This is a genomic window from Streptomyces sp. AC550_RSS872 (assembly GCF_019049285.1).
Lineage (GTDB): Bacteria > Actinomycetota > Actinomycetes > Streptomycetales > Streptomycetaceae > Streptomyces.
Window position 1 is genome coordinate 40,688 of the sequence record NZ_JAGMUL010000051.1, and the last position, 25,438, is coordinate 66,125.

At 70.4% G+C, this 25,438-nt stretch carries 24 protein-coding genes; 14 read left to right on the forward strand and 10 right to left on the reverse strand.

All coding sequences use genetic code 11. From position 1 onward, the window contains the following. Positions 1–26: 26 nt before the first annotated feature. Complete coding sequence (locus KUM44_RS21955) at positions 27–1,145, reverse strand: mechanosensitive ion channel family protein (protein WP_217210158.1); 1,119 nt, start codon at positions 1,143–1,145, stop codon at positions 27–29. Between the two features lie 95 nt (positions 1,146–1,240). Between KUM44_RS21955 and KUM44_RS21960 the strand changes: the two genes are divergently transcribed. Continuing rightward, the gene (locus tag KUM44_RS21960; protein ID WP_217210160.1) at positions 1,241–1,810 is read left to right on the forward strand and encodes a dienelactone hydrolase family protein; all 570 of its coding nucleotides are present in this window, start codon (positions 1,241–1,243) and stop codon (positions 1,808–1,810) included. Positions 1,811–1,874: 64 nt separating this feature from the next. Here KUM44_RS21960 and KUM44_RS21965 read toward each other — a convergent pair whose 3' ends face one another. The 4 genes from KUM44_RS21965 to KUM44_RS21980 form a co-directional block, all read right to left on the reverse strand. Then, positions 1,875–3,548, reverse strand: a complete 1,674-nt coding sequence (locus tag KUM44_RS21965) for an alkaline phosphatase (protein WP_217210162.1) — start codon at positions 3,546–3,548, stop codon at positions 1,875–1,877. A gap of 112 nt (positions 3,549–3,660) precedes the next feature. Continuing rightward, positions 3,661–4,500, reverse strand: a complete 840-nt coding sequence (locus KUM44_RS21970) for a thioredoxin domain-containing protein (protein ID WP_217210211.1) — start codon at positions 4,498–4,500, stop codon at positions 3,661–3,663. A gap of 108 nt (positions 4,501–4,608) precedes the next feature. Continuing rightward, entirely contained in the window at positions 4,609–5,301 is a 693-nt protein-coding gene (locus tag KUM44_RS21975; protein ID WP_217210164.1) for a hypothetical protein, read from the reverse strand. An 89-nt stretch (positions 5,302–5,390) separates the two neighbouring features. After that, complete coding sequence (locus KUM44_RS21980) at positions 5,391–6,731, reverse strand: DUF2252 domain-containing protein (RefSeq protein WP_217210166.1); 1,341 nt, start codon at positions 6,729–6,731, stop codon at positions 5,391–5,393. A gap of 201 nt (positions 6,732–6,932) precedes the next feature. Between KUM44_RS21980 and dnaE the strand changes: the two genes are divergently transcribed. Further along, positions 6,933–10,472, forward strand: a complete 3,540-nt coding sequence (gene dnaE, locus KUM44_RS21985) for a DNA polymerase III subunit alpha (RefSeq protein ID WP_217210168.1) — start codon at positions 6,933–6,935, stop codon at positions 10,470–10,472. A gap of 118 nt (positions 10,473–10,590) precedes the next feature. Here the strand turns inward: dnaE and KUM44_RS21990 are convergent, their stop codons facing one another. Beyond that, positions 10,591–10,755 carry a hypothetical protein gene (locus KUM44_RS21990; RefSeq protein ID WP_217210170.1) on the reverse strand — a complete coding sequence of 55 codons (165 nt, stop codon included), beginning with the start codon at positions 10,753–10,755 and terminating at the stop codon, positions 10,591–10,593. A gap of 244 nt (positions 10,756–10,999) precedes the next feature. On the opposite strand from KUM44_RS21990, the gene KUM44_RS21995 reads away from it, so the two are divergent. The 4 genes from KUM44_RS21995 to KUM44_RS22010 all read left to right on the forward strand — a co-directional run bounded on the left by KUM44_RS21995 (position 11,000) and on the right by KUM44_RS22010 (position 15,112). Next, entirely contained in the window at positions 11,000–12,217 is a 1,218-nt protein-coding gene (locus KUM44_RS21995) for an NYN domain-containing protein (protein WP_217210171.1), read from the forward strand. 214 nt (positions 12,218–12,431) lie between these two features. Next, complete coding sequence (locus KUM44_RS22000; RefSeq protein ID WP_217210212.1) at positions 12,432–13,406, forward strand: ABC transporter ATP-binding protein; 975 nt, start codon at positions 12,432–12,434, stop codon at positions 13,404–13,406. A 124-nt stretch (positions 13,407–13,530) separates the two neighbouring features. Then, entirely contained in the window at positions 13,531–14,355 is an 825-nt protein-coding gene (locus KUM44_RS22005) for an ABC transporter permease (protein ID WP_217210172.1), read from the forward strand. A 34-nt stretch (positions 14,356–14,389) separates the two neighbouring features. Then, positions 14,390–15,112, forward strand: a complete 723-nt coding sequence (locus tag KUM44_RS22010; protein ID WP_217210173.1) for a DUF2567 domain-containing protein — start codon at positions 14,390–14,392, stop codon at positions 15,110–15,112. Positions 15,113–15,301: 189 nt separating this feature from the next. On the opposite strand, the gene ybaK is transcribed toward KUM44_RS22010, so the two are convergent. The 4 genes from ybaK to KUM44_RS22030 form a co-directional block, all read right to left on the reverse strand. Next, a complete protein-coding gene (ybaK, locus tag KUM44_RS22015) occupies positions 15,302–15,811 on the reverse strand; it encodes a Cys-tRNA(Pro) deacylase (RefSeq protein WP_217210178.1) in 510 nt (169 codons plus the stop codon). 46 nt (positions 15,812–15,857) lie between these two features. Then, positions 15,858–16,595 carry an LON peptidase substrate-binding domain-containing protein gene (locus tag KUM44_RS22020; RefSeq protein WP_062719033.1) on the reverse strand — a complete coding sequence of 246 codons (738 nt, stop codon included), beginning with the start codon at positions 16,593–16,595 and terminating at the stop codon, positions 15,858–15,860. Between the two features lie 11 nt (positions 16,596–16,606). Beyond that, positions 16,607–17,638 carry a hypothetical protein gene (locus KUM44_RS22025; RefSeq protein WP_217210180.1) on the reverse strand — a complete coding sequence of 344 codons (1,032 nt, stop codon included), beginning with the start codon at positions 17,636–17,638 and terminating at the stop codon, positions 16,607–16,609. A 130-nt stretch (positions 17,639–17,768) separates the two neighbouring features. Continuing rightward, positions 17,769–19,358 (reverse strand): oxidoreductase, encoded by a 1,590-nt coding sequence (locus tag KUM44_RS22030; protein ID WP_217210183.1) that lies wholly within the window; start codon positions 19,356–19,358, stop codon positions 17,769–17,771. A gap of 181 nt (positions 19,359–19,539) precedes the next feature. Between KUM44_RS22030 and hisD the strand changes: the two genes are divergently transcribed. From hisD to hisF, 8 genes are read left to right on the forward strand one after another with little or no spacing between them, the layout of a single operon-like run. Continuing rightward, complete coding sequence (hisD, locus tag KUM44_RS22035) at positions 19,540–20,889, forward strand: histidinol dehydrogenase (protein ID WP_217210185.1); 1,350 nt, start codon at positions 19,540–19,542, stop codon at positions 20,887–20,889. Next, complete coding sequence (locus KUM44_RS22040) at positions 20,886–21,998, forward strand: histidinol-phosphate transaminase (RefSeq protein ID WP_217210192.1); 1,113 nt, start codon at positions 20,886–20,888, stop codon at positions 21,996–21,998. The genes hisD and KUM44_RS22040 overlap by 4 nt, the downstream gene beginning before the upstream one ends. Continuing rightward, the gene (gene hisB / locus KUM44_RS22045; RefSeq protein WP_062719038.1) at positions 21,995–22,588 is read left to right on the forward strand and encodes an imidazoleglycerol-phosphate dehydratase HisB; all 594 of its coding nucleotides are present in this window, start codon (positions 21,995–21,997) and stop codon (positions 22,586–22,588) included. Before KUM44_RS22040 ends, hisB begins: the two co-directional genes overlap by 4 nt. Positions 22,589–22,592: 4 nt before the next feature. Then, positions 22,593–22,757 carry a hypothetical protein gene (locus KUM44_RS22050; RefSeq protein WP_217210194.1) on the forward strand — a complete coding sequence of 55 codons (165 nt, stop codon included), beginning with the start codon at positions 22,593–22,595 and terminating at the stop codon, positions 22,755–22,757. After that, positions 22,748–23,395, forward strand: coding sequence for an imidazole glycerol phosphate synthase subunit HisH (gene hisH, locus KUM44_RS22055; protein WP_217210198.1), 648 nt, complete (start codon positions 22,748–22,750; stop codon positions 23,393–23,395). The genes KUM44_RS22050 and hisH overlap by 10 nt, the downstream gene beginning before the upstream one ends. Positions 23,396–23,399: 4 nt before the next feature. Beyond that, positions 23,400–24,125 (forward strand): bifunctional 1-(5-phosphoribosyl)-5-((5-phosphoribosylamino)methylideneamino)imidazole-4-carboxamide isomerase/phosphoribosylanthranilate isomerase PriA, encoded by a 726-nt coding sequence (gene priA / locus KUM44_RS22060; protein ID WP_217210200.1) that lies wholly within the window; start codon positions 23,400–23,402, stop codon positions 24,123–24,125. Beyond that, positions 24,122–24,535: a RidA family protein gene (locus tag KUM44_RS22065; RefSeq protein WP_217210202.1), complete on the forward strand. Its 414-nt coding sequence runs from the start codon at positions 24,122–24,124 to the stop codon at positions 24,533–24,535. Before priA ends, KUM44_RS22065 begins: the two co-directional genes overlap by 4 nt. Further along, on the forward strand, positions 24,532–25,287 hold the full coding sequence (hisF, locus tag KUM44_RS22070; RefSeq protein WP_217210210.1) for an imidazole glycerol phosphate synthase subunit HisF: 756 nt from the start codon (positions 24,532–24,534) through the stop codon (positions 25,285–25,287). The genes KUM44_RS22065 and hisF overlap by 4 nt, the downstream gene beginning before the upstream one ends. Positions 25,288–25,438: the final 151 nt, after the last annotated feature.

A 25,438-nucleotide genomic window follows, 5' to 3' on the forward strand; every position in this document is an offset into this window, starting at 1 on the left:
CGTCACGGGGCCCTGCCGTGCCCCGATCAGAAGCGGTCCGGGCGTTGTGGTGGCAGGTGGTCGTGTTGGTGGGTGCGGCGGGCCGCGGCACGGCCGGGGGCCGGGAAGCCGGGCGGCAGGGCCGCGTCCGTCGCGTTGACGCGCGGCAGGGCGTACGGGTGCTCGTCGGCCAGCCAGCGGATCAGCTGCTCGCGTACCGCGACCCGCACCGTCCACAGGTCGTCCGCGTCCTTCGCCGTCACCAGGGCCCGCACCTCCATGGTGCTCGGTGTCGAGTCCGTGACGACCAGGCCGTAGTCGCGGCCGTCCCACGCCGGGCACGCGCGCAGGACGTCACGCAGCTTCTCGCGCATCTTCTCCATCGGCGCCGAGTGGTCGACATGGAGGAAGACGGTGCCGGTCATCTGGGCGCCGCCGCGCGACCAGTTCTCGAAGGCCTTCGAGGTGAAGTACGACACCGGCATCGTGATCCGTCGCTCGTCCCAGGTCCGCACCGTCAGGAACGTCAGGGTGATCTCCTCGACCGTGCCCCACTCGCCATCCACGACCACCGTGTCCCCGAGACGCACCATGTCCCCGAAGGCGATCTGGAACCCGGCGAACATGTTGCTCAGCGTGGACTGGGCCGCGACACCGGCGACGATGCCCAGGATGCCGGCCGAGGCCAGCAGCGAGGCACCCGCGGCGCGGAACGCCGGGAACGTCAGCAGCATCGCCGCCACGGCCACCACGCCGACGATCGCCGACACCACGCGCGTGATCAACGTCACCTGGGTGCGCACCCGCCGGACCCGGGCCGGATCGCGGTGGACGCGGGCGTAGCGGCTGTACGTGGTTTCCACGACCGCCGCCGCGATACGGATCGCCAGCCAGGCCGCCGCCCCGATCAGCACCAGCGTCAGCAACCGGCCGACGGCGACCTTGTTCTCCTCCAGCAGCTTCGCCTCGTCGTACGACCCTCTGAGCAGGGCCGCGCACAGGACGACCTGGTAGGGGACGCGGGCACGGCGCAGCAGACCCCACAGCGGGGTCTCGCTGTGCCGTTCGTCGGCCTTGCGCATCAGACGGTCGGTGGCCCACCCGATGACCAGGGTGAGCAGGACCGAGCCGCCGATCACGATCAGCGGGCGGAGTATGTTCTCCATGCCGTCGAAGGTAACCACCCGAGGGCGGTCATGAACATGTGCGCCGGTGAGGCGGTGGTCACGGCGTTGTCGTACCCGGCTGGCACCATGGCCTCATGAACATCGTGCTCTTTCACTCGACCTATGGCCTCAGGCCCGCGGTGCGCCAGGCCGCGGACCGGCTGCGTGCCGCCGGACACGAGGTGTGGACGCCGGACCTCTTCGAGGGACGTACGTTCGAGACGGTCGAGGAGGGCATGGAGTTCCACGACTCGATCGGCAAGGACGAGCTGCTGAAGCGGGCCGTGCTCGCCGCCGCGCCCTACTCGGAGCGAGGCCTGGTGTACGCCGGGTTCTCGCTCGGCGCCTCCGTCGCCCAGACCCTGGCGCTCGGCGACGAGAAGGCCCGCGGGCTGCTGCTTCTGCACGGCACGTCGGACATCGCGGCGACCGCCTCGGTGGACGAGCTGCCGGTGCAGCTGCATGTCGCCGAGCCGGACCCGTTCGAGACGGACGACTGGCTGAGCGCCTGGTATCTCCAGATGGGCAGAGCGGGCGCCGACGTCGAGGTGTACAGATACGCCGGAGCCGGCCACCTCTACACCGACCCGGACCTGCCGGACTACGACGAGGAGGCCGCCGAGGCCACCTGGCGGGTGGCGCTCGGCTTCCTCGGAACCCTCTAGAAGCCATTCGACCCTTGGAAGCCTCGGCCGACCCTTACAAGCCTCGGCGGGCCCGTACGGCGCCTCAGACCGGGTCGTACGTCCGCTCGACCTTCTGCGTCCCGCTGCGCGTGCGGTACGAACGCGTCCAGGAGGCTGTCGCGTTCTGCTTCGTCTTGTCGGACAGGACGTAGTAGTCCATCTGGGCGCGCTCGGCCGTGATGTCCAGGACGCCGTAGCCGTGGCGGTCGGTGTCGACCCAGTGGACGTGCCGGTTGGCGGCCCTGATGACCGGCGAGGCGATGGCGGAGACCGTGCCCTCGGGGACCTTCACGAGGTCGTCGAGGTTGTCGGAGGTGACCGAGGTGACGACGAACTCCGTGGCGGCGGAGGCGGACAGCGGGTAGGTACCGGCGTCCACGGGCACGTCGTTGGCCCATGCCATGTGGATGTCGCCGGTCAGGAACACGGTGTTGCGGATCGCGTTCGAGCGCAGATGGGCGAGCAGCTCCCGGCGGTCGTCGGTGTAGCCGTCCCACTGGTCGGGGTTGAGGGCGAGGCCCTCCTGCGGCAGGCCCATCAGCTTGGCGAGCGGTTTGAGCAGGTCCGCGGTGAGGGAGCCGATCGCGAACGGGGAGATCATCACCGAGTTGCCGACCAGCCGCCAGGTGGTGTCGGAGGACTTCAGCCCTGCCTTCAGCCAGTCCAGTTGGGCCCGCCCGGTGAGCGTACGGTCCGGGTCGTCGACCTCGCCGTCGCCGACCGAGACCTGCTGCGAGCGGAAGGAGCGCAGGTCCAGCAGGGAGAGGTCGGCGAGCTTGCCGAAGCGCAGCCGCCGGTAGGTGGTGCCGGCGATGGCCGGGCGCACCGGCATCCACTCGAAGTAGGCCTGCTTGGCGGCGGCCCGGCGCGCGGCCCAGCTGCCCTCGGCGCCCTCGGTGTGGTTCTCGGCGCCGCCCGACCAGGCGTCGTTGGCGATCTCGTGGTCGTCCCAGATCGCGATGACGGGAGCCTTGGTGTGCAGGGCCTGAAGGTCCGGGTCCGTCTTGTACTGGCCGTGCCGGACGCGGTAGTCGGCGAGGGTGAGGATCTCGTGGGTGGGCGCGGTCTGCCGTACGACGGTGCCGCGCGTGCCGTACTCGCCGGTGCCGTACTCGTAGATGTAGTCGCCGAGATGCAGCCAGGCGTCCAGGTCGCCGCGGGCCGCGAGATGGCGGTACGAGGAGAAGTAGCCGCCCTCCCAGTTGGCGCAGGAGACGACGCCGAAGCGCAGGCCCGCGACGGATGCGGTGGCCGCCGGCGCGGTGCGGGTGCGCGCCGCCGGGGAGTCCGTGCCGCCGGCCGAGAAGCGGAACCAGTAGTCGGTGGCCGGCTCCAGGCCGCGTATGTCCGCCTTGACGGTGTGGTCGGAGGCGGCGGTCGCGGTGGTCGAGCCTTTGGCGACGATGTTCGTCAGCGCCTTGTCCTTGGCGACGATCCAGCTGACCTCGGTGTCCTGGCCGAGCCCGGAGCCGGGCGTCGCCTCGGGTATCGGCGTCACCCGGGTCCACAGCAGGACGCCGTCGGGCAGCGGATCGCCGGAGGCGACGCCGTGCAGGAAGGCGGGGGCCGCGTCGGCGGCGCCGGCGGGCAGCGCGGCGGCGAGCGGGCCGGCCAGGACAGCCGTCGCCGCCGCGGCCTTGACGACCGTACGGCGGCGAGGGGCAAGGGAGTTGAGTCGCTCGTTGAGTCGCTCGGATGATCTGTGTCGATTGGTCACGAGCGATCAGGTTACTGATCGGTATGAACGAGAGCGGGCGAACCGGTGAAAGTTCGCCCGCTCTTTGCGCGAAGGCCGCCTTCCGGGCCCTGCCGCTGTCCTGCGGCCGGCGTCAGCCCTTGAGGGCCGCGTCCACCGCCTTGGTGAACTCCTCCGCCGTCCAGGGCGTGTTGGGGTTGGAGGTCTCGAGCTTCTTGCCGTCCATGACGAAGCTCGGGGTTCCCGACACGTCGTCCTTGTTGGTGTCGAAGGCCTTCGACATGGCCAGCGCCCAGGCGTCGTAGGTGCCCTTCTTCACCGCGTTCTGGAACTTGGTGTTGTTCTTCAGGGCGGGGACCGAGTCGGCGATCTCGATCAGGTAGTCGTCGTCCTTGAACTTGTCGTCGGACTCCTCCGGGTGGTACTTCGCCGAGTACAGCGCGGTCTTGTACTCGAGGAACGCCTCCGGGCTCACGTTCAGCGCGGCGCCCATGGCGCTCATCGCGTTCTTGGAGCCCTCGCCGCGGGCTCCGATCTCGTTGTCCTTCATCTGGTCGCCGTCGAGGAACGTGCCGCCGACGAACTGGAGCTTGTACTTGCCGGCCTCGATGTCCTTGTCGACGACGGGGCCGGCAGCCTGCTCGAACGAGGCGCAGACCGGGCAGCGCGGGTCCTCGTAGATCTTGAGGGTCTTCTTGGCGCTGTCCTTGCCGATGACGACGGTCGTGCCGTTCGTGCCGGAGGTGTTGGCCGGCGCGACCACCTTGGCGTCCGTCATCGACTCCCAGTGGCTGGGCTTGTTGGCCTGGACGACCGCGTAGCCGATGCCGCCGGCCGCCGCCAGGACGCCGACGACCGAGCAGGCGACGATGATCTGCCGCCTGATCTTGGCCCGCTTGGCCTCGCGCTCACGCTCGGCGCGCAGCCGCTCCCGGGCCGCCGACTTCGCCGCCTGGCTGTTCCGCTTGCTCATCTTGATGATCTCCATGGGGTCACGCACACCTGTATGTGCGGGATACGTATCGGGACGTGGTGGTGCTCGAAATGCCGTGCGCGTGTGATCAGTGACGGTGCAGTCGGTTCACACGAGGGCGGGTGAGCACGGAGGGCCACGCCGTCCCAGGGAGTGCGCTAGGAGGAGGCTGCGGGCGCCGGCCGTACGGCGGGCGGGGCGCGGCAGCCGACGGACCGGCGCGGTCCGGCGCACCGACACGGCGGCGACCGCCAGCAGCAGCGGGCGGAACGTCGTCGCCGCCACGGCCCGCACCAGCTGGTCCAGCGCCCGCTCGCCGCGCCGCAGCCAGGCGGCGGCGACGAGGCCGACGCCGATGTGCGCGCCGAGCAGCAGCCAGGCGGTGGCCGGGTCGGCGTGGGCGAGCAGACCGCCGAGCTTGTCGGGATCGGTGCCGGTGACCTCGGCCAGCGGGGTGCCGACCCGGGTGCCGTCGCCGCACAGCACGTCCCAGCCGACCGAGGCCAGCGGACCGGCGACCGGACCGCCCGCCCTGCCGTAACAGACGTGCTGGCCGGTGGTGAGGATCGTGTCGGCGGCCAGTTCCAGGGGGATCAGCAGGGCGGCGATCCGCCCGAAGCTCCGCTCGCGCCCGGCCAGGGCGTACGCCAGGACGAACACGGCGGCGGCCAGCAGGGCCACCGTGTTCAACGGCAGGGGTGCCCGCGACAGCAGCACGTGCGACGCGGTGCTGAGCGTCACGACGAGTGACGTGAACAGCGCCGCGCGTACGGCTCGTAGCTGGGTTCCGGATATGTCCATGGCGGAGGAGAGTGTGTCACGTGGTCCTGTAAAAGACCCCTAAAGGGTGCCTGTGAGCGGCCGGGGAACGCCGGTGAGCGACCTTTCCGTCACAGACCCGGAATCCGGCCGTTGCGGAACAGGTCCACGAAGATCTGGTGGTCGCCGCGCGCGCGTGCGCCGTAGTCGTGGGCGAAGGAGACCAGGAGCTCCGCGAAGCCGTCCTCGTCGGCGGCGATGGCCGCGTCGATGGCCCGCTCGGTGGAGAACGGCACCAGGGACTCGCCGGAGGTGTCGTCCGCCGCCGCGTGCATGGTGGCCGTGGCTCGCCCGAGGTCGGCGACGACGGCCGCGATCTCCTCCGGGTCGTCGATGTCGCCCCAGTCCAGGTCCACCGCGTACGGCGAGACCTCGGCGACCAGCTGGCCCGCGCCGTCGAGCTCGGTCCAGCCGAGCCACGGGTCGGCGTTCGCCTGGAGCGCGCGCTGGGAGATCACCGTGCGGTGGCCCTCGTGCTGGAAGTAGTCGTGCAGCGCCTGGTCCGTGATGTGCCGGGAGACGGCCGGGGTCTGGGCCTGCTTGAGGTAGATCACCACGTCGTTCTCGAGGGCGTCGGTGTGGCCCTCCAGCAGGATGTTGTACGACGGCAGCCCGGCCGAGCCGATACCGATGCCGCGGCGGCCCACCACGTCCTTCACCCGGTAGGAGTCCGGGCGGGCCAGCGAGGCGTCCGGCAGGGTCTCCAGGTAGCCGTCGAAGGCGGCGAGCACCTTGTAGCGCGTGGCCGCGTCCAGCTCGATGGAGCCGCCGCCGGCGGCGAAGCGGCGCTCGAAGTCGCGGATCTCGGTCATCGACTCCAGCAGTCCGAAGCGGGTCAGCGCGCGGGCGTCGCGCAGCGCGTCCAGCAGCGGGCCCTGGGCGGTGTCCAGCGTGAACGGCGGCACCTCGTCGCTCTTGGCGCCGGTCGCCAGGGCGTGCACGCGCTCGCGGTAGGCGGCCGCGTAGATCCGCACCAGCTCGGTGATCTGCTCGTCGCCGAGCGCCTTCGCGTACCCGATGAGGGCGATGGAGGCGGCGAAGCGCTTGAGGTCCCAGGTGAAGGGGCCGACGTAGGCCTCGTCGAAGTCGTTGACGTTGAAGATCAGCCGGCCGTTGGCGTCCATGTACGTGCCGAAGTTCTCCGCGTGCAGGTCGCCGTGGATCCACACGCGCGAGGTGCGCTCGTCGAGGAACGGGCCGCCGCGCTTCGAGCCGAACTCTTTGTACGCGGTGAGGTCGTGGTAGAAGAGGCACGCCGTGCCGCGGTAGAACGCGAAGGCCGAGGCCGCCATCTTCCGGAACTTCACGCGGAACGCGGCCGGGTCGGCGGCCAGGAGCTCGCCGAAGGCGGTCTCGAAGACGGCGAGGATCTCGTCGCCGCGCTGCTCGTCGTTGAGCTGGGGGACCGACATCGCTGGGTGCCTCCTGGTGCATGTGTACGACAGCGTTTCTGTCATCTCCAACGGACGGGCCGCCGGGAAAGTGCCCGCGGCCCTCGCTGTGAAGGTACGCGGGGGAGCCCCGCGAGTGTCAGTGGCGAGGCATAGACTTCGACGCTGTCCCCGGAAGTGTCCGCCCGCCTGTCACCGAGTGTTTTCCATGGAGGCCAAGCCGTGTCAAAGCCGCCGTTCACGCACCTGCACGTCCACACCCAGTACTCGCTGCTGGACGGTGCCGCGCGGCTGAAGGACATGTTCAACGCCTGCAACGAGATGGGCATGACGCACATCGCCATGTCCGACCACGGCAACCTCCACGGGGCGTACGACTTCTTCCACACCGCGAAGAAGGCCGGAATCACCCCGATCATCGGGATCGAGGCCTATGTCGCCCCGGAGTCCCGGCGCAACAAGCGCAAGATCCAGTGGGGCCAGCCGCACCAGAAGCGGGACGACGTCTCAGGTTCGGGTGGTTACACCCACAAGACGATGTGGGCCGTGAACAAGACGGGCCTGCACAACATCTTCCGGCTGTCGTCGGACGCGTACGCCGAGGGCTGGCTCCAGAAGTGGCCCCGGATGGACAAGGAGACGATCTCCCAGTGGTCCGAGGGGATCGTCGCCTCCACCGGCTGCCCCTCCGGCGAGGTGCAGACCCGGCTGCGGCTGGGGCAGGAGGAAGAGGCCCTCAAGGCGGCCGCCGACTACCAGGACATCTTCGGCAAGGACAAGTACTTCCTGGAGCTGATGGACCACGGCATCGACATCGAGCACCGGGTCCGCGACGGCCTGCTGGAGATCGGCAGGAAGCTCGGCATCCCCCCGCTGGTCACCAACGACTCGCACTACACCTACGCGCACGAGGCGACCGCCCACGACGCCCTGCTGTGCATCCAGACCGGCAAGAACCTCTCCGACCCGGACCGCTTCAAGTTCGACGGCACCGGCTACTACCTGAAGTCCACGGACGAGATGTACGCCATCGACTCCTCGGACGCCTGGCAGCAGGGCTGCGCCAACACGCTCCTCGTGGCCGAGATGGTCGACACCACCGGCATGTTCGAGGCCAAGAACCTCATGCCGAAGTTCGACATCCCCGAGGGCTACACCGAGGTCACCTGGTTCAAGGAGGAGGTCCGCCGGGGCATGGAGCGCCGCTTCCCCGGCGGCATCCCCGAGGACCGGCAGAAGCAGGCCGAGTACGAGATGGACGTCATCATCTCGATGGGCTTCCCCGGCTACTTCCTCGTCGTCGCCGACTTCATCATGTGGGCCAAGAACAACGGCATCGCGGTCGGCCCCGGCCGAGGCTCCGCGGCCGGCTCGATCGTCGCCTACGCCATGGGCATCACCGACCTCGACCCCATCCCGCACGGCCTGATCTTCGAGCGGTTCCTCAACCCCGAGCGCATCTCCATGCCCGACGTCGACATCGACTTCGACGAGCGCAGGCGCGTCGAGGTGATCAGGTACGTGACGGAGAAGTACGGCGCCGACAAGGTCGCCATGATCGGCACCTACGGCAAGATCAAGGCGAAGAACGCGATCAAGGACTCCGCGCGCGTGCTGGGCTACCCGTACGCCATGGGCGACCGCCTCACCAAGGCCATGCCCGCCGACGTCCTCGGCAAGGGCATCGACCTCAACGGCATCACCGACCCCTCGCACCCCCGTTACAGCGAGGCGGGCGAGATCCGGGCGATGTACGAGAACGAGCCGGACGTGAAGAAGGTCATCGACACCGCGAAGGGCGTCGAGGGCCTGGTCCGGCAGATGGGTGTGCACGCGGCCGGCGTGATCATGTCCAGCGAGACCATCACCGAGCACGTGCCCGTCTGGGTCAGGCACACCGACGGCGTGACCATCACGCAGTGGGACTACCCGAGCTGTGAGTCGCTCGGCCTGCTGAAGATGGACTTCCTCGGCCTGCGCAACCTGACGATCATGGACGACGCCGTCAAGATGGTGAAGTCCAACAAGGGCATCGACATCGATCTGCTGAGCCTCCCGCTCGACGATCCGACGACCTTCGAACTGCTCCAGCGCGGCGACACCCTCGGCGTCTTCCAGTTCGACGGCGGCCCCATGCGCTCACTGCTGCGCCTGATGAAGCCCGACAACTTCGAAGACATCTCCGCCGTCTCCGCCCTGTACCGTCCGGGCCCGATGGGCATGGACTCACACACCAACTACGCCCTGCGCAAGAACAAGCTCCAGGAGATCACCCCGATCCACAAGGAGCTGGAGGAGCCCCTCGAAGAGGTCCTCGCCGTCACCTACGGCCTGATCGTCTACCAGGAGCAGGTGCAGAAGGCCGCCCAGATCATCGCCGGCTACTCGCTCGGCGAGGCCGACATCCTCCGCCGCGTGATGGGCAAGAAGAAGCCCGAGGAACTGGCGAAGAACTTCGTCCTCTTCCAGGACGGCGCCCGCAAGAAGGGCTACAGCGACGAGGCCATCCAGGCCCTGTGGGACGTACTGGTCCCGTTCGCCGGCTACGCGTTCAACAAGGCGCACTCCGCCGCGTACGGCCTGGTCTCGTACTGGACCGCCTACCTCAAGGCGAACCACCCCGCCGAGTACATGGCCGCGCTGCTGACGTCCGTCAAGGACGACAAGGACAAGTCGGCCGTCTACCTCAACGAGTGCCGCCGCATGGGCATCAAGGTGCTCCCGCCGAACGTCAACGAGTCGGTGCACAACTTCGCCGCCCAGGGCGACGACGTGATCCTCTTCGGCCTCGAAGCAGTGCGCAACGTCGGCACGAACGTGGTCGAGTCGATCATCAAGAGCCGCAAGGCCAAGGGCAAGTACGCCTCCTTCCCCGACTACCTCGACAAGGTCGACGCGACCGCGTGCAACAAGCGCACCACGGAGTCGCTGATCAAGGCGGGCGCGTTCGACACCCTGGGGCACACCCGCAAGGGCCTCACCGCGCACTTCGAGCCGATGATCGACAACGTGGTCGCGGTCAAGCGCAAGGAGGCCGAGGGCCAGTTCGACCTCTTTGGCGGCATGGGCGAGGAGGAGACCAACGAGCCCGGCTTCGGACTCGACGTCGTCTTCACCGACGAGGAGTGGGACAAGACCTATCTGCTCGCCCAGGAGCGGGAGATGCTCGGTCTGTACGTCTCCGACCACCCGCTCTTCGGTCTGGAGCACGTGCTGTCCGACAAGGCCGACGCGGGCATCGCCCAGCTGACGGGCGGCGAGCACGCCGACGGGGCCGTGGTGACCATCGGCGGCATCATCTCGGGCCTCCAGCGCAAGATGACCAAGCAGGGCAATGCCTGGGCCATCGCCACCGTCGAGGACCTCGCCGGTTCCATCGAGTGCATGTTCTTCCCGGCGACGTACCAACTCGTCTCGACCCAACTGGTCGAGGACGCGGTCGTGTTCGTCAAGGGCCGTCTGGACAAGCGCGAGGACGTCCCGCGGCTGGTCGCGATGGAGCTCCAGGTCCCCGACCTGTCCAACGCGGGCACCAACGCGCCCGTGATCCTCACCATCCCGGCCACCAGGGTCACTCCGCCGATGGTCAACCGCCTCGGCGAGATCCTCAGCCACCACAAGGGCGACAGCGAGGTCCGCATCAAGCTCCAGGGCCCGACCAAGACGACGGTGCTCCGGCTGGACCGGCACCGGGTGAAGCCCGACCCCGCGCTGTTCGGCGACCTGAAGGTGCTGCTCGGGCCGTCCTGCCTCGCGGGCTGACCGACAGAGCGCGCAAGCGCAGCGGCGCCACCGCGCTGTATGCGCGAGAGGGGCGCACCCCGTGCGGGGTGCGCCCCTCTTCTTTGTGCCTGGGTCTCAACAACCCGTTATGCAGATGTCAGTTGTGACCGAAGCGCTTCTGCCGGCTCTTGCGGGCCATGTCGCCCGGGGTCACCTGCGCGATGCGCTGCTCAGTCTGCGTCTCCATCGACGGCTGCTGGGCCTGCTGCTGACCACGCTCGGACTGCGGCTGCTTACGGTCCTGCTTCTTGTTCTTGGCCATGGTGATGCCTCCTGCGGGGATCTAGGGGCCAGGGCCGGGACCAGATTCACATAGGCTTATAAAGAACGCATTTCGGATAATTACCGTGTGTAACAGCGGTTGTCGGGGCGTGAGGTATGGCGCGTCCAGGAGGCGATGCCCCGAAACGCCACGCCGAAGATCGAGTTCGCCCCGTTAACCCCCGCGCGGTCGGGCAGACTCGAAGGAAGCCCAAAGCAAACCTCCCGGGAAGAGGGTGAGACGCGTGGACCGCTGCATCGTCCTGGTGGACGCCGGGTATCTGCTGGGGGCCGCCGCGAGCCTCCTCGCCGGGGAACCCTCCAGGTCCCGGATCACCGTCGATCACGCCGCCCTCATCCAGGGGTTGCGCGAACGCGCGGAGTCCGACACCCAACAGCCGCTGCTGCGCATCTACTGGTTCGACGGCGCCCCCGACCGCGTGCCCCAACCCGAGCACCGCCGACTGCGCGTGATGCCCCGGGTCACCGTCCGGCTCGGCGCCCTGACCCGCAGCGACGGCCGCTGGGCACAGAAGGGCGTCGACGCCGCGATGCACGCCGAACTGACCGAACTGGCCCGCAATCGCGCCTGCTCCGACGTCGTACTGGTGACCGGCGACGGCGATCTGCTGCCGGGCATGATGGCCGCCAAGGAGCACGGGGTCGCCGTACATCTGTGGGCCGTCCAGGCCGCCGACGGCGACTACAACCAGTCCGAGGATCTGGTCGCCGAGGCCGACGAGCGGCGCGTGCTCGACCGTACGTGGATCACCAAGGCCGTACGCGCCAAGGAGCTCACCGGGGTGTGCGCGCCCCCGCCCGCGCCCCGGCCCGAGATCGCCGCGATCCTGTCCGCGCCGCTGCCCGACTCCGCGCTCGGCGCGCGGGCCGAGCGGACCGCCGAGGAGAGCGAGCACGCCCCGGCCGCCGCCTCGGAGAACGGCACACAGGAGCGGGTGCCCGCCCCCAAGGGCGTGCCCACGCCGAAGGACCTCGCCGCCCTGCGCCCACCCGGCGTGCCGCCCGCCCAGCCTCCGGCGAGCGCGACGCTGCGCTGGTCCTCCGACAAGGGGTGGGTCGACCGGCCCGGCGTCGCGGCCGAGTCCCCCGACGTCGCCTCGATGCCGACCCTCGCGCAGCTGACCACGGCGGAGCAGCGCTGGGCCGACCGGGAGGAAGACATCACCACGGTCGGCGGTGATCCGTACGAGGTGGGACAGGTCTTCGCACGGCGCTGGATGGCCCGGCTCGGGGAGCCGGGGCATCTTCAGAAGCTGTCCGGGATGTATCCGCGGATCCCGCATCGGATCGACGGGGAGCTGCTCAGGTACGCGGCCCGCTTCGGGCTGCTCGCGCACAAGGACGACCAGATCGACGAGCACGACCGGTACGCGATCCGGGCCGGGTTCTGGCGTGAGATCGACGTACGGACGGCCGCGGAGCATGCGCCTGCCGGCGAGTGAGCCGGACGGGTGACGGTGCGTTCGGCACCGAGGGAACCGCCGTCGGGGCTGAGCGCCCTTGCGGTGGATTTGTGGCTACCGGCGGATTTACGGCCGTGAGCCGGTGGTTTGTGGCGACTGGCCGACCCGAGGGCGGATCAGGGTTGCGGACCCCTTAGGCTCGTCCCTTGTGAGTACGCGCGCGGCACAGGCACTTCGGCACAGCGGCGATGTCGTGTGCGCGGTGCGCGGGCTGACCAAGACCTACCCGGCCGTGCGAGGGCGGCGCGGAGCGCCCGGCACGCCCGAGGTGCGGGCCACCGACGACGTACGGCTGGACATCCGGCGCGGCGAGATCTTCGGACTGCTCGGCCCGAACGGCGCCGGCAAGACGACCCTCGTACGACAGCTCACCGGGCTGATGCGGCCCGATCGCGGCAGCGTGGAGATCCTCGGGCACGACATCGTGCGGCACCCGGAGCGGGCCGCGCGCATCCTCGCCTACCTCGGCCAGGAGTCGACCGCCCTCGACGAACTGACCGTCTCGCTGGCCGCCGAGACCACCGGGCGGCTGCGCGGCCTGGACGTACGGCAGGCACGGGCCGAACGGGACGCCGTACTCGACGAGCTGGGCCTCGGGCCGCTCGCCGGGCGGCCGATCAAGAAGCTGTCCGGCGGGCAGCGCCGGCTGGCCTGCTTCGCCGCCGCGCTGGTCGGGGAGCGGCCGCTGCTCGTGCTCGACGAGCCGACCACCGCGATGGACCCGGTGGCCCGGCGGGCCGTGTGGTCGGCCGTGGACCGGCGGCGGGCCGAGCGCGCCACCACCGTGCTGCTCGTCACCCACAACGTCATCGAGGCCGAGACCGTGCTCGACCGGGTCGCGGTGCTCGACCGGGGCCGCGTCATCGCCTGTGACACGCCGTCCGGGCTCAAGGAACGGGTCGCGGGCGAGGTACGGGTCGAGCTGCTGTGGCGGGACCGGGCGCCCCTGGAGGTGCCCGAGGTCGCCGCGCTCCAGGACCGGGTCGTGGAGTCCGGGCGGCGCTGGACGCTGCGGCTCGCCCCCGAGGAGGCCCGCGCGGTCGTCGCCACCGTCACCGGCGGGGCCGCCTTCGCCGCACTGGACGACTTCACGCTGGCCACGCCGAGCCTTGAGGACGTCTATCTGGCGCTGGGCGGGGACGCGCAGCAGGGGCTGGTGAAGGCTTGAGCACGCAGACTGTCGTTTCCGTATCGGTATGCGTATGCGTATGCGGATGCGTGCGGAACAGGGCCACCGGACGGAACAGGGGCACCTCCCCAGTGGACCCCCGTGTGAAAGGGAGCAGCGCCACGTGAGTGTCGTACCCGCCGAGGTTCTGCCGGGCAGCGCCCTGGCCGTGGACGAGACGGCCCGCCCGGTCGCGGCCGAGCTCGGGCCGCGGGCACGGCTGTGGCCGTCGCTGTGCGCCGTGTACCGGGCCCAGCTCTCCCGTGCCCGGGTCGCGCGCATCCCGCTGCTGTTCGTGGCGACCTTCCAGTCGATCGGGATCATGATCCTGATGCGCGGGGTCGTGGACGGCGGGGCCGAGGCGCAGGCTGTCGTGGCCGGGTCGTCGGTGCTCGTCGTGGCCTTCGTCGCGCTGAACCTGCTCGCCCAGTACTTCGGGCAGCTGCGGGCCAGCGGCGGGCTCGACCACTACGCCACACTGCCGGTGCCGCCCGCCGCGGTGGTGCTCGGGGCGGCGGGGGCGTACGCCTCCTTCACCGTTCCGGGAACCGTGGTCACGGCGCTCTTCGGGTGTGTGCTGTTCGGGTTGCCGGTGGCGCACCTGTGGGTGCTCGTCGCGGTGATCCCGCTGGCCGGCGCCGCGCTCGCCGGACTCGGGGCCGCGCTCGGGCTGCTCGCGCCCCGGCCTGAACTGGCCACGCTGCTCGGACAGTTGGGGATGTCCGCGGCTCTGCTGCTGGGCGTGCTGCCGGCCGACCGGATGCCCGAGGTGGTCCGGTTCGCGCGGGATCTGCTGCCCTCGACCTACGGCGTGGAGGCCTTCGCGCGGACCTTCGGGCCGCACCCCGACTGGGCGTTCGTGCTCGGGGACCTGGCCGTGTGCGCAGTGGTCGGCGTCGTCTCGCTGGCCGTCGCCACCTGGGCGTACCGCCGGGCGGCCGTCCGGTGACGCGCCGCACAGGGCGGCCTGGCACGATGGCAGGGTGACCGCTCCGCTGACTCCTCCGCCGCATCCGCGTGACCAGTCCCCGCACCAGGGGTGGCAGCCGCCCGCTGCCGCCGCCGGGCAAGCTCACGGACCTCACGGACCTCATGGCTCTTACGGCTCTCATGACACGTACGGCATATCCGGCTCGTACGGACAGGACGGTCCTGGGATGAAGACCGAGGTGCGAGAGGCCGCCGTGGTCGCGGTGGTGGTGGCGTTCTTCGGGGCGTTGCTCGGGGTGCTGTGGTGGTGGCTGGCGCCGAGGGTGCCGCTGGTCGGGGACGTCGGCGACGAGGGCTGGGTCGTCTACTTCAAGGACTCCGAGGGGGAGCAGGCTGCCGGGGTGGACGGAACGTTCACTCTGCTCGCGCTCGCGTTTGGGCTGGTGAGCGCGGTTGCCGTCTTTCTGTGGCGGCGGCGTGGGGGTGTGCCGTTGGTGGTGGGGCTCGCTGTCGGGGGGTTCCTCGGGGCGTTGCTGGCCTGGCGGGTCGGGGTGTGGCTCGGGCCCACGGACGATGTGATCGCCCATGCCAAGGAGGCCGGCAAGGGGGTCGCGTTCTCGGCGCCGTTGAAGTTGGGGGCCAAGGGCGCGTTGCTGGCGTGGCCGTTGGGGGCGTTGCTGGTTCACCTCGGGCTGACGGCGTTGTTCGGGCCTCGGGACGTGGATCCGTATCAGCTTCAGCCTCCGGCGGGTCAGCAGGGGCCGTACGGGTCGTAGCCAACCGGGGTTTCTCGCCCCCGCCGCCCCTACCCGTCCCATCCCTTGAAGGGGCTCCGCCCCTTCGACCCCGCCAGGGGGCTGCCGCCCCTGGACCCCCGCTGTCGGCCCTTCGGGCCTCGTCCTCAAACGCCGGACGGGCTGAAAATCAAACGCCGGACGGGCTGGAATGCCCAGGGGCGTCGAGGGTCACGCACGGCCGATGGGGGCGAGGGTCGCGTTCGTGAGCAGGGTCAGGTCGTCGGGGGAGAGTTCGACCTCCAGGCCGCGGCGGCCCGCCGAGATGCAGATCGTGGAGTGGGCTGTGGCCGAGGCGTCCAACACCGTGGGGAGTTTTTTGCGCTGGCCCAGGGGGGAGATGCCGCCCCGGACGTAGCCCGTGGTGCGTTCTGCCAGGGCCGGGTCGGCCATCGCGGCGCGCTTGCCGTGGACCGCCGAGGCCAGGGCCTTGAGGTCCAGTTGGCCGGCGACCGGGACCACGGCCACGGTCAGGGTGCCGTCCACGTCCGCCACGAGGGTCTTGAAGACGCGGTCGGGGGAGACGCCCATCGCCTCGGCGGCCTCCTCGCCGTAGGACGGGTGGGAGGGGTCGTGGTCGTAGGCGTGGAGCGTGTACGCGACGCCCGCGGCCGTGAGGGCCACCGTCGCGGGGGTGCCGCCGGCCGTTTGCTGCTGGTTCTTCTTCGACTTCTTCGCCATGTCGTTCTGCTTGTCGTTCCGCTCGTCGTTCCGCTCGTCGTTCCGCTCAGTTGAGGCTCGTCGGGCCGCGCGTCAGGTCCGACGCCGGGAGCGACGGCAGCGTACGGATGATCGAGGTCTCGGCGCGAAGGAGTTTCAGCTCGTCGCGCAGGCGGGAGGCGGTGTCGGGGGACTGGAGCAGGCGTTGCTTCGTGGGGGTGTCCAGCATCATCGCGGCCGCCACCAGGTAGGAGACGACGGAGGGCTGGTCCGGGAGGTCGGCCGTGGTGGACAGGGAGCGTTCGCGGGCGCCCGCGAGCCGCTTCTGGTACTGGCGGAAGGCCCGCAGGACCCCCTCCGCCAGCGCTCCCGCCTCGTCGCCCGGCTCCTCCGGGAGCTCCTCCAGCTCCGCGGTCAGGAACGGGCCCGACGCGTCCACCGAGAGCAGCCGTACACGTGTCGTACCCGTCGCCAGCACCTCGAAGGTGCCGTCGGCCCGCTCCCGGATCGTCGCCGCGTCCGCCACACAGCCCACCCCGTGGAAGGCCTTGACCGGGTCGGGGCCGAAGCCCGCCGCGGGGCCGCGCTCGGGGACGGAGGTGGGGTCCGGCATGCCGGGGGCGCTCTGGGCCACCTCGTGGCCGTCGCGGATCGCCACGACGGCGAAACGGCGAGGTTCCTCCTCGGCGGTCTTCAGGAGGTCGCGCATCATGGCGCGGTAGCGTTCCTCGAAGACGTTCAGCGGCAGCACGAGTCCCGGGAACAGCACCGAGTTCAGGGGGAAGAGCGGAAGACGGACGGTCACGGCGCCAAAGCCTAGTGGTCGCCGGAGTGAACGCGTCCGGCGTGCCCACCCTGTGGATGTCCGGTGAGTGTGCCCCGTGCGGCGGCGGCCGTCCGCAGCCGCACTTCGTCGCGCACCTCCAGGAAACGGCCCAGCGGATCTTCCGAGAACCGGCTCCAGGGGTAGGAGGTGGCGTACGGGCCGATCAGCCGCAGCTGCTCCAGGGCGTCCTCCCAGCGGCCGAGGCGTACGAGGACATACGTCAGCTTGTTGCGGATCGCCGCCGGCCAGAGGTCCGCGGCCGGGAAGCGGGCGGAGAGTGCGATGGCCCGGTCGGCCGCCGCGACCAGCCGCTCGGGCGGCACGCCCGGACCGCAGCCGTCGTTCAGGTAGGCGAGGACGGCCCGGGCCGGCAGGGCCTGGACGAGGGAGTCGGCCGGGGCGTCGTGAGCGGCCCGGTCGGCGAAGTCCAGGCACTCCCGGTGGGAGCCGTGCCACGACGAGGCGAGGTAACGCAGGGCCGCGACATGGCAGCCGTAGTGGAGCGGGGCCCGGCGCAGGGCCGCCTCCCAGAGCTCACCGAAGTAGGTGTGCCCGGCGCGCGAGCCACGTGCGTGGTCCAGCGCGATCCGCCACGGCACCGGGTCGCGGTCGTCGGCGCGTGCGGCGGCGCTGATCAGCGGGCTCAGCCCGCGCAGCAGCTCGGCCCGGGCCGGTGACCGCCAGGCGTGGTCCACCGCGAGCTGGGCGCGGACCAGCAGCATGTCCGGGTCGTGCGGGGCGGCCGCGTGCCAGGCCTCCAGCCACTCCGGCCGGGAACGCGCGAAGGCCGCGAGGCGCAGCGCGTATCCGTCACGGCTCTCCCACAGCGCTCTGTGGCGGGTGGTGGCCAGCAGCTCGGCGACGGCCTCGTACGCGCCCCGCCCGGCCGCGACCAGCGCCGGTCCGAGGAGGTCGTCGGGGGCGTCGAGGAGCACCTCGTCGTCGGCGGGGAGTCCGACGGCGCGGTGTTCCGCGGTCCTTGTCGTCCGGGACGCACGGCCGAACGGAGGCAGCAGAGCCATGGTGACACCCCTCTGCGCCTGAACCGGCGCCGCTCTCGCGGACTGGGTCGCTCGCCGTTGTGGTTACTCAATCAATGGTCGCCCTCTGAAGACCAGTGACGAACGGCGATGGTTGTATCCCAGGCGCGGGTCAGTTCCGGCGCAACATACGTGTCGCCCCCGTCGCCACCGTCGTCGCCAGGATCCAGCCCAGCAGGATCATCGCCGCGGCCAGCCACTGCCAGCCGCCGCTCAGCTGCCAGAACCCGACCTGGCCCAGGTCGATGACCGGCAGCAGCAGGTCGAGGGCGAAGAGGGGAGGGTTCCAGGTCGGGTGTTCGCCGCCCTTGAGCGGCGGAGGGGCGGCGTAGGTGAAGGCCACCGAGCTCGCCGCCCACAGCACCGCCATCCACACCGCAGCGCGGCCCGGCCGATAGCCGTAGGCGACCATCCAGTCCTGCGCGTACCCCCACAGCTTGGCCGCGGGCGGGAGCGTCTCGCGGCGGCGGCGCTGCTTGGCGAGCAGCACCTCGCGCGCGTCCTCGTCCTCACCGCCGGCCCGCAGCACGGCCGCCAGCCGCTCGTACGGCTCCGGGTTGTACTCGGCGGTCGCCGCGGTCACCCACTCCAGCCGCCGCTCCAGCGGGAACGGGCCGCGCGGCACGAGGTTCTCGTAGGCGAAGCCGCCCATGTGCAGCAGGCCGGGGCCCGGCCAGGCGTCCGCCCGGTCCATCAGGTTGACGACCCGCGCCCCCGACAGCACGACCCCGCCGCGCTCCGGCCGCTCACCGAGGAAGCGCAGCTCGGGCGTCTGGATGCGGCGCAGCGACAGCTCCTGCTCGTCGGTGAAGGTGAACCGGGCCCGCTCCAGGTCCACCGCGTCCCCGAACCGCCCGTCGTCCAGCCGCACCCCGCCCTGGCACGCGAACCGCTGGATACGCGTCCCGCGCGCGGGCGTACGGCCGCTCAACAGCGGACTGCCGATGCCCGCCGGGGTCAAGTACAGCGTCCGCCCGACCGTCAGCTGGGGGGCGTTCAGGGCGAGCCGCGTGTACGGGTTGACCAGCCGCGCGCCCCGCAGGCTCAGCGACACGCCGATGGTGGCGCCGCGCAGACTCATCTCGCCGTGCGACTCCAGCATCTCGGCCTGGAGGTCCTGGCCGACGCTGATGCCGTCCGCGGCGATCGAGCGGCCGCTGCGGTCCCGGTAGACGATCGCCTGGTTGAGCAGCAGATCCGTGCCGATCTGGGCGTCGGTGAGCCGGATGCCGTTGTGGAAGCGGCAGCGCGGCAGATGCAGGTCGCCCTCGGTGTGCACCCGGGCGGCCTCCAGGCGCGGCACGGCGCAGTTCACCAGCCGTACGGTCGTGAAGTGGGCCTCCGGCAGCCGGATCTCCCGGTCGAAGCGGCAGCCGCGCATCTCGACGTACGGCACCACGGTGCCGCCCGCGAGGTCCATCGTGTCGCTGATCCGCACGCCGACGAGCTTCAGCGAGGACACCCGTCCGGCGAGCGCGGGCGGCCCGTCCAGCAGCAGCCAGCAGACGATCCGCGCGCGTACGGTGCGCTCGTCGCCCCAGGGATGCCCGCCGTGCGGATCGTCGGCGACGGTGTCGCCGCTGCTCAGGTCGTACACGCTGCCGTTGCGGAAGGCCTGCCACATGCCAAGCTCGGCGGCGGTCAGGTCGTTCGGCAGGTCGTCCGGCAGGTCTCCGTCACGGAGGCCGGCACCTTCGGTCACGTTTCGCCCATCCCCCTCATCTACTCATGGGTTCGTACAACTGTTCATGCCCGCTGAGTGACGCTCCGAACGCAGGACGTGCAGGTGATCTTCCGGGTTCCCGTGGGATCTTGGAAAGGATCTGTATCAGCCATTGATACGCGCCAACGACGCCGGACCCGGGTCTGAGAGAATTGAGACCGTGATCTCCCGAATCGATCTGCGCGGCGACGCCCTCCCCGAGGGCCCCGCCCTGCGCGACCTGCTGCCCCGAGCCGACTTCGACGTTCAGGCCGCCCTGGAGAAGGTGCGTCCGATCTGCGAAGCCGTGCATCATCGGGGTGACGCGGCGCTGATCGACTTCGCGGAGAAGTTCGACGGGGTCAGGCTCGACCAGGTGCGGGTGGCCCCGGCGGCGCTCACGCGCGCGCTGGAGGAGCTCGACCCGGCCGTGCGCGCGGCCCTGGAGGAGTCCATCCGCCGCGCCCGTCTCGTCCACCGCGAGCAGCGCCGTACGACGCACACCACCCAGGTCGTGCCCGGCGGCTCGGTCACCGAGAAGTGGGTGCCGGTCGACCGGGTCGGGCTGTACGCGCCCGGCGGCCGCTCCGTCTACCCGTCGTCCGTGGTCATGAACGTCGTCCCGGCCCAGGAGGCCGGCGTCGAGTCGATCGCGCTCGCCTCCCCGGCACAGGCCGAGTTCGGTGGCCTCCCGCACCCGACGATCCTCGCCGCGTGCGCGCTGCTCGGCGTCGACGAGGTGTACGCCGCCGGTGGCGCGACGGCCGTCGCGATGTTCGCGTACGGTACCGAGTCCTGCCCGCCCGCCAACATGGTCACCGGCCCCGGCAACATCTGGGTCGCCGCCGCCAAGCGCTACTTCACCGGCAGGATCGGCATCGACGCCGAGGCCGGCCCGACCGAGATCGCGGTCCTCGCCGACTCCACCGCCGACCCGGTGCACGTCGCCTCCGACCTGATCAGCCAGGCCGAGCACGACCCCCTGGCCGCCGCCGTCCTGGTCACCGACTCCGTGGAGCTCGCGGACGCGGTGGAGAAGGAGCTGGAGCCGCAGGTCGCCGCCACCAAGCACATCGACGACCGGATCGTCCCGGCCCTGGGGGGCAAGCAGTCCGCGATCGTCCTGGTCGACGGTCTCGACGAAGGGCTCCGGGTCGTGGACGCGTACGGCGCCGAGCACCTGGAGATCCAGACGGCCGACGCGGCCGCCGTGGCCGACCGGGTGCGCAACGCGGGCGCGATCTTCATCGGCCCGTGGGCGCCGGTCTCGCTCGGCGACTACGCCGCAGGGTCCAACCACGTGCTGCCCACCGGCGGCTGCGCCTGCCACTCCTCGGGCCTGTCCGTCCAGTCCTTCCTGCGCGGCATCCACATCGTCGACTACACCAAGGACGCGCTGGCCGAGGTCGCGCATCACGTGGTCACGCTGGCGGAGGCGGAGGACCTGCCGGCGCACGGCGCGGCGATCAAGGCGAGGTTTGTCGGAGACGAACAAATGTCGCGTGGCTGGAAGGTACCCGAGAGCAAGTGAGCGACGTACGTATCGACGATCTCCCCGTACGGGACGAGCTGCGCGGCAAGTCCCCCTACGGCGCGCCCCAGTTGGACGTCCCCGTACGGCTGAACACCAACGAGAACCCCTACCCGCTGCCCGAGCCGCTGGTCGAACGGATCGCCGAGCGGGTGCGTGAGGCGGCCCGGAACCTCAACCGCTACCCGGACCGGGACGCCGTCGAGCTGCGCACCCAGCTCGCCAAGTACCTCACCGACACCTCCGGCCACGAGGTCGGCCTCGCCAACGTATGGGCGGCCAACGGCTCCAACGAGGTCATCCAGCAGCTGCTCCAGACCTTCGGCGGGCCGGGCCGTACGGCCATCGGCTTCGAGCCGTCGTACTCGATGCACGGCCTCATCTCGCGCGGCACCGGTACCGGCTGGATCTCCGGCCCGCGCAACGAGGACTTCACCATCGACCTCGCGGCCGCCGAGAAGGCCATCGCCGAGCACCGGCCCGACGTCGTCTTCATCACCACCCCCAACAACCCCACGGGCACCGCGGTCCCGCCCGAGACCGTCCTCGCGCTGTACGAGGCCGCGCAGACGGCGAAGCCGTCGATGGTCGTGGTCGACGAGGCGTACATCGAGTTCAGCCACGGCGACTCGCTGCTGCCGCTGCTCGAAGGCCGGCCGAACCTCGTCGTATCCCGGACGATGTCCAAGGCCTTCGGCGCGGCCGGCCTGCGCCTCGGCTATCTCGCCGCGCACCCGGCGGTCGTCGACGCCGTCCAGCTCGTACGGCTGCCGTACCACCTGTCGGCCGTCACCCAGGCGACCGCGCTGGCCGCCCTGGAGCACACCGACACGCTGCTGAAGTACGTCGAGCAGCTGAAGGCGGAGCGGGACCGGCTGGTCACCGAGCTGCTGGCGATCGGCTACGAGGTCACCGCGTCGGACGCCAACTTCGTGCAGTTCGGGCGGTTCGACGACAGCCACGCCACCTGGCAGAAGATCCTCGACCGGGGCGTCCTGGTCCGGGACAACGGAGTGCCGGGCTGGCTGCGGGTCACCGCCGGAACCCCCGAAGAGAACGACGCGTTCCTCGACGCGGTACGTAAGTTGAAGAAGGAGCAAAGCGCATGAACCGCGTGGGACGCATAGAGCGGGTGACGAAGGAGACCTCGGTCCTCGTCGAGATCGACCTCGACGGGTCCGGGAAGGTCGATGTGTCGACCGGCGTCGGCTTCTACGACCACATGCTCGACCAGCTCGGCCGGCACGGTCTGTTCGACCTCACCGTGAAGACCGAGGGCGACCTGCACATCGACTCGCACCACACCATCGAGGACACCGCCCTCGCGCTGGGCGCCGCCTTCAAGCAGGCCCTCGGCGACAAGGTGGGCATCTACCGCTTCGGCAACTGCACGGTCCCGCTGGACGAATCCCTCGCCCAGGTCACCGTCGACCTCTCCGGCCGCCCCTACCTCGTGCACACCGAGCCCGAGAACATGGCGCCGATGATCGGCGAGTACGACACCACGATGACCCGGCACATCCTGGAGTCCTTCGTCGCCCAGGCCCAGATCGCGCTGCACGTGCACGTGCCGTACGGGCGCAACGCCCACCACATCGTGGAGTGCCAGTTCAAGGCGCTCGCGCGGGCCCTGCGGTACGCCTCCGAGCGTGACCCGCGCGCGGCGGGCATCCTTCCCTCCACGAAGGGTGCGCTGTAAACCCATGAACGGGCTGTCCACCGTACTGATCGTCGTCGGTCTCTTCCTGATCGGCGGGATCATCTCCTTCGTCAAGCAGCAGATGCCGAAGAGCCTCATCGTGCTGCTCTCGATCGGCGCCGCGATGTGTCTGGTCGCGGGCGTCCTCAGGCTGGAGGTGTGGAATTGACCGACTCCAAGAAGGTCGTGGTCTTCGACTACGGCTTCGGCAACGTCCGCTCCGCCGAACGCGCCCTCGCGCGCGCGGGCGCAGACGTCGAGATCACCCGTGACTTCGACAAGGCCATGAACTCCGACGGCCTGCTGGTGCCGGGCGTCGGCGCCTTCGCCGCCTGTATGAAGGGCCTCAAGGAGGCGCGCGGCGACTGGATCGTCGAGCGGCGACTGGCCGGCGGACGCCCCGTGATGGGCATCTGCGTCGGTATGCAGATCCTCTTCGCGCGCGGCATCGAGCACGGCGTCGAGACCGAGGGCATGGGCGAGTGGCCGGGATCGGTCGAGCCGCTCCAGGCCGACATCGTGCCCCACATGGGCTGGAACACCGTCGACGTGGCGGCCGGCTCCGAGCTGTTCGCCGGCCTGGACACGGACGCGCGCTTCTACTTCGTGCACTCCTACGCCGTCCACGACTGGACCCTGGAGACCGGGAACCCGCTGATGACCGCCCCGCTGGTCACCTGGTCGACGCACGGCAAGCCCTTCGTGGCCGCCGTGGAGAACGGCGCCCTGTGGGCCACCCAGTTCCACCCCGAGAAGTCCGGCGACGCCGGAGCCCAGCTGCTCACCAACTGGATCGGAACCCTGTAGAGACATGGCCAAGCTCGAACTCCTCCCCGCCGTCGACGTCCGCGACGGCCAGGCCGTCCGCCTCGTGCACGGCGAGTCCGGCACCGAGACCTCCTACGGCTCCCCGCTGGAGGCCGCCCTGGCCTGGCAGCGGTCGGGCGCCGAGTGGCTGCACCTGGTCGACCTGGACGCCGCCTTCGGCACCGGCGACAACCGCGAGCTCATCGCCGAGGTCGCGAAGGCGATGGACATCAAGGTCGAGCTGTCCGGCGGCATCCGCGACGACGCCTCCCTGGCCGCCGCGCTCGCCACCGGCTGCACGCGCGTGAACCTCGGCACGGCCGCCCTGGAGACCCCCGAGTGGGTCGCCAAGGTCATCGCCGAGCACGGCGACAAGATCGCGGTGGGCCTGGACGTACGGGGCACCACGCTCCGCGGCCGTGGCTGGACCCGCGACGGCGGCGACCTCTACGAGACGCTGGAGCGCCTCAACAGCGAGGGCTGCGCGCGGTACGTCGTCACCGACATCGCCAAGGACGGCACACTCCAGGGCCCGAACCTGGAGCTGCTGAAGAACGTCTGCGCGGCGACGGACCGCCCGGTCGTCGCCTCCGGCGGCGTCTCCTCCCTGGACGACCTGCGGGCCATCGCGGAGCTGGTCCCGCTCGGTGTCGAGGGCTCCATCGTCGGGAAGGCCCTGTACGCGAAGGCGTTCACCCTGGAAGAGGCCCTGGAGGTTGTCTCGTCATGACGTCCGATGCCGTACGGCGCGTGCAGAGCGGAAGTCCCTGGGAAGAGTCCTTCGGGTTCGCACGCGCCGTCGCGGCGGGTGACCGCGTCCTGGTGGGAGGGACGACCTCCTTCAAGGGCGATGTGCTGTACGGCGAGGGCGACCCATACGAGCAGGCCACGGTGGCGTTCACCAGCGCGGTCGAGGCGATCGGGGAGTTCGGACTCGGCGTCGAGTCCGTGATCCGGACCCGGATGTACCTGACCCACGCGCGCGACGTGGACGCCGTGGGCCGGGCCCACAAGGAGTTCTTCGACACGGTGCGCCCGGTCTCGACGTTGCTCGTCGTGGAGGGTTTCGTGGACTCGCGCATCCTGGTCGAAGTGGAAATAGAAGCATTCAGAAGGACGTTGGAGGAGCCGGTTTCATGACCCTGGCGGTCCGAGTCATCCCCTGCCTGGACGTGGACAACGGCCGGGTCGTCAAGGGCGTCAACTTCCAGAACCTGCGCGACGCGGGCGACCCCGTCGAGATGGCCAAGGTGTACGACGCCGAGGGCGCCGACGAGCTGACGTTCCTGGACATCACGGCGTCGTCCGGTAACCGCGAGACGACCTACGACGTCGTCCGGCGCACGGCCGAGCAGGTCTTCATCCCGCTGACGGTCGGCGGCGGCGTCCGCACGGCCGAGGACGTGGACAAGCTGCTGCGCGCGGGCGCCGACAAGGTGGGCGTCAACACGGCGGCCATCGCCCGGCCGGAGCTCATCCGCGAGATCGCCGAGCGCTTCGGCCGGCAGGTGCTGGTCCTCTCGGTGGACGCGCGGCGCACCCCTGAGGGCACCTTCGAGGTCACCACCCACGGCGGTCGCAAGGGCACCGGCATCGACGCCGTCGAGTGGGCACACCGAGCCGCCGAACTGGGCGCCGGGGAGATCCTGCTCAACTCGATGGACGCGGACGGCACCAAGGACGGCTACGACCTGGAGATGATCCGGGCCGTACGCAAGCACGTGACGGTCCCGGTGATCGCCTCAGGCGGCGCCGGCAAACTCGCCGACTTCGCACCGGCCATCGAGTCGGGCGCGGACGCGGTACTCGCCGCGTCGGTGTTCCACTTCGGCGACCTGCGGATCGGCGAGGTGAAGGACGCGCTGCGCGGGGCGGGTCACCCCGTCCGCTGACGCCGGGCCCTGTCCGGCGGACCAGCGCTTGATCCGCCGGACGCCGGACACCCGCTAGATGTATTGACCCGCAGGGTTGTTCACGCGGGTGATGGGTGGGTGGCCGCCGAGTGCGGTGTGGCAGCGGTGGTGGTTGTAGGTGTGCAGGAAG

What these genes read in the sequence shown, in the direction of transcription:
- priA (WP_217210200.1), top strand. Translation starts at nt 23,400, where the DNA reads ATGGCCAAGCTCGAACTCCTCCCCGCCGTCGACGTCCGCGACGGCCAG.
- KUM44_RS21955 (WP_217210158.1), bottom strand. Translation starts at nt 1,145, where the DNA reads ATGGAGAACATACTCCGCCCGCTGATCGTGATCGGCGGCTCGGTCCTG.
- KUM44_RS21970 (WP_217210211.1), bottom strand. Translation starts at nt 4,500, where the DNA reads ATGAGCAAGCGGAACAGCCAGGCGGCGAAGTCGGCGGCCCGGGAGCGG.
- KUM44_RS21960 (WP_217210160.1), top strand. Translation starts at nt 1,241, where the DNA reads ATGAACATCGTGCTCTTTCACTCGACCTATGGCCTCAGGCCCGCGGTG.
- KUM44_RS21990 (WP_217210170.1), bottom strand. Translation starts at nt 10,755, where the DNA reads ATGGCCAAGAACAAGAAGCAGGACCGTAAGCAGCCGCAGTCCGAGCGT.
- hisF (WP_217210210.1), top strand. Translation starts at nt 24,532, where the DNA reads ATGACCCTGGCGGTCCGAGTCATCCCCTGCCTGGACGTGGACAACGGC.
- KUM44_RS22065 (WP_217210202.1), top strand. Translation starts at nt 24,122, where the DNA reads ATGACGTCCGATGCCGTACGGCGCGTGCAGAGCGGAAGTCCCTGGGAA.
- KUM44_RS21980 (WP_217210166.1), bottom strand. Translation starts at nt 6,731, where the DNA reads ATGTCGGTCCCCCAGCTCAACGACGAGCAGCGCGGCGACGAGATCCTC.
- KUM44_RS22025 (WP_217210180.1), bottom strand. Translation starts at nt 17,638, where the DNA reads ATGGCTCTGCTGCCTCCGTTCGGCCGTGCGTCCCGGACGACAAGGACC.
- KUM44_RS22050 (WP_217210194.1), top strand. Translation starts at nt 22,593, where the DNA reads ATGAACGGGCTGTCCACCGTACTGATCGTCGTCGGTCTCTTCCTGATC.
- KUM44_RS21975 (WP_217210164.1), bottom strand. Translation starts at nt 5,301, where the DNA reads ATGGACATATCCGGAACCCAGCTACGAGCCGTACGCGCGGCGCTGTTC.
- ybaK (WP_217210178.1), bottom strand. Translation starts at nt 15,811, where the DNA reads ATGGCGAAGAAGTCGAAGAAGAACCAGCAGCAAACGGCCGGCGGCACC.
- hisB (WP_062719038.1), top strand. Translation starts at nt 21,995, where the DNA reads ATGAACCGCGTGGGACGCATAGAGCGGGTGACGAAGGAGACCTCGGTC.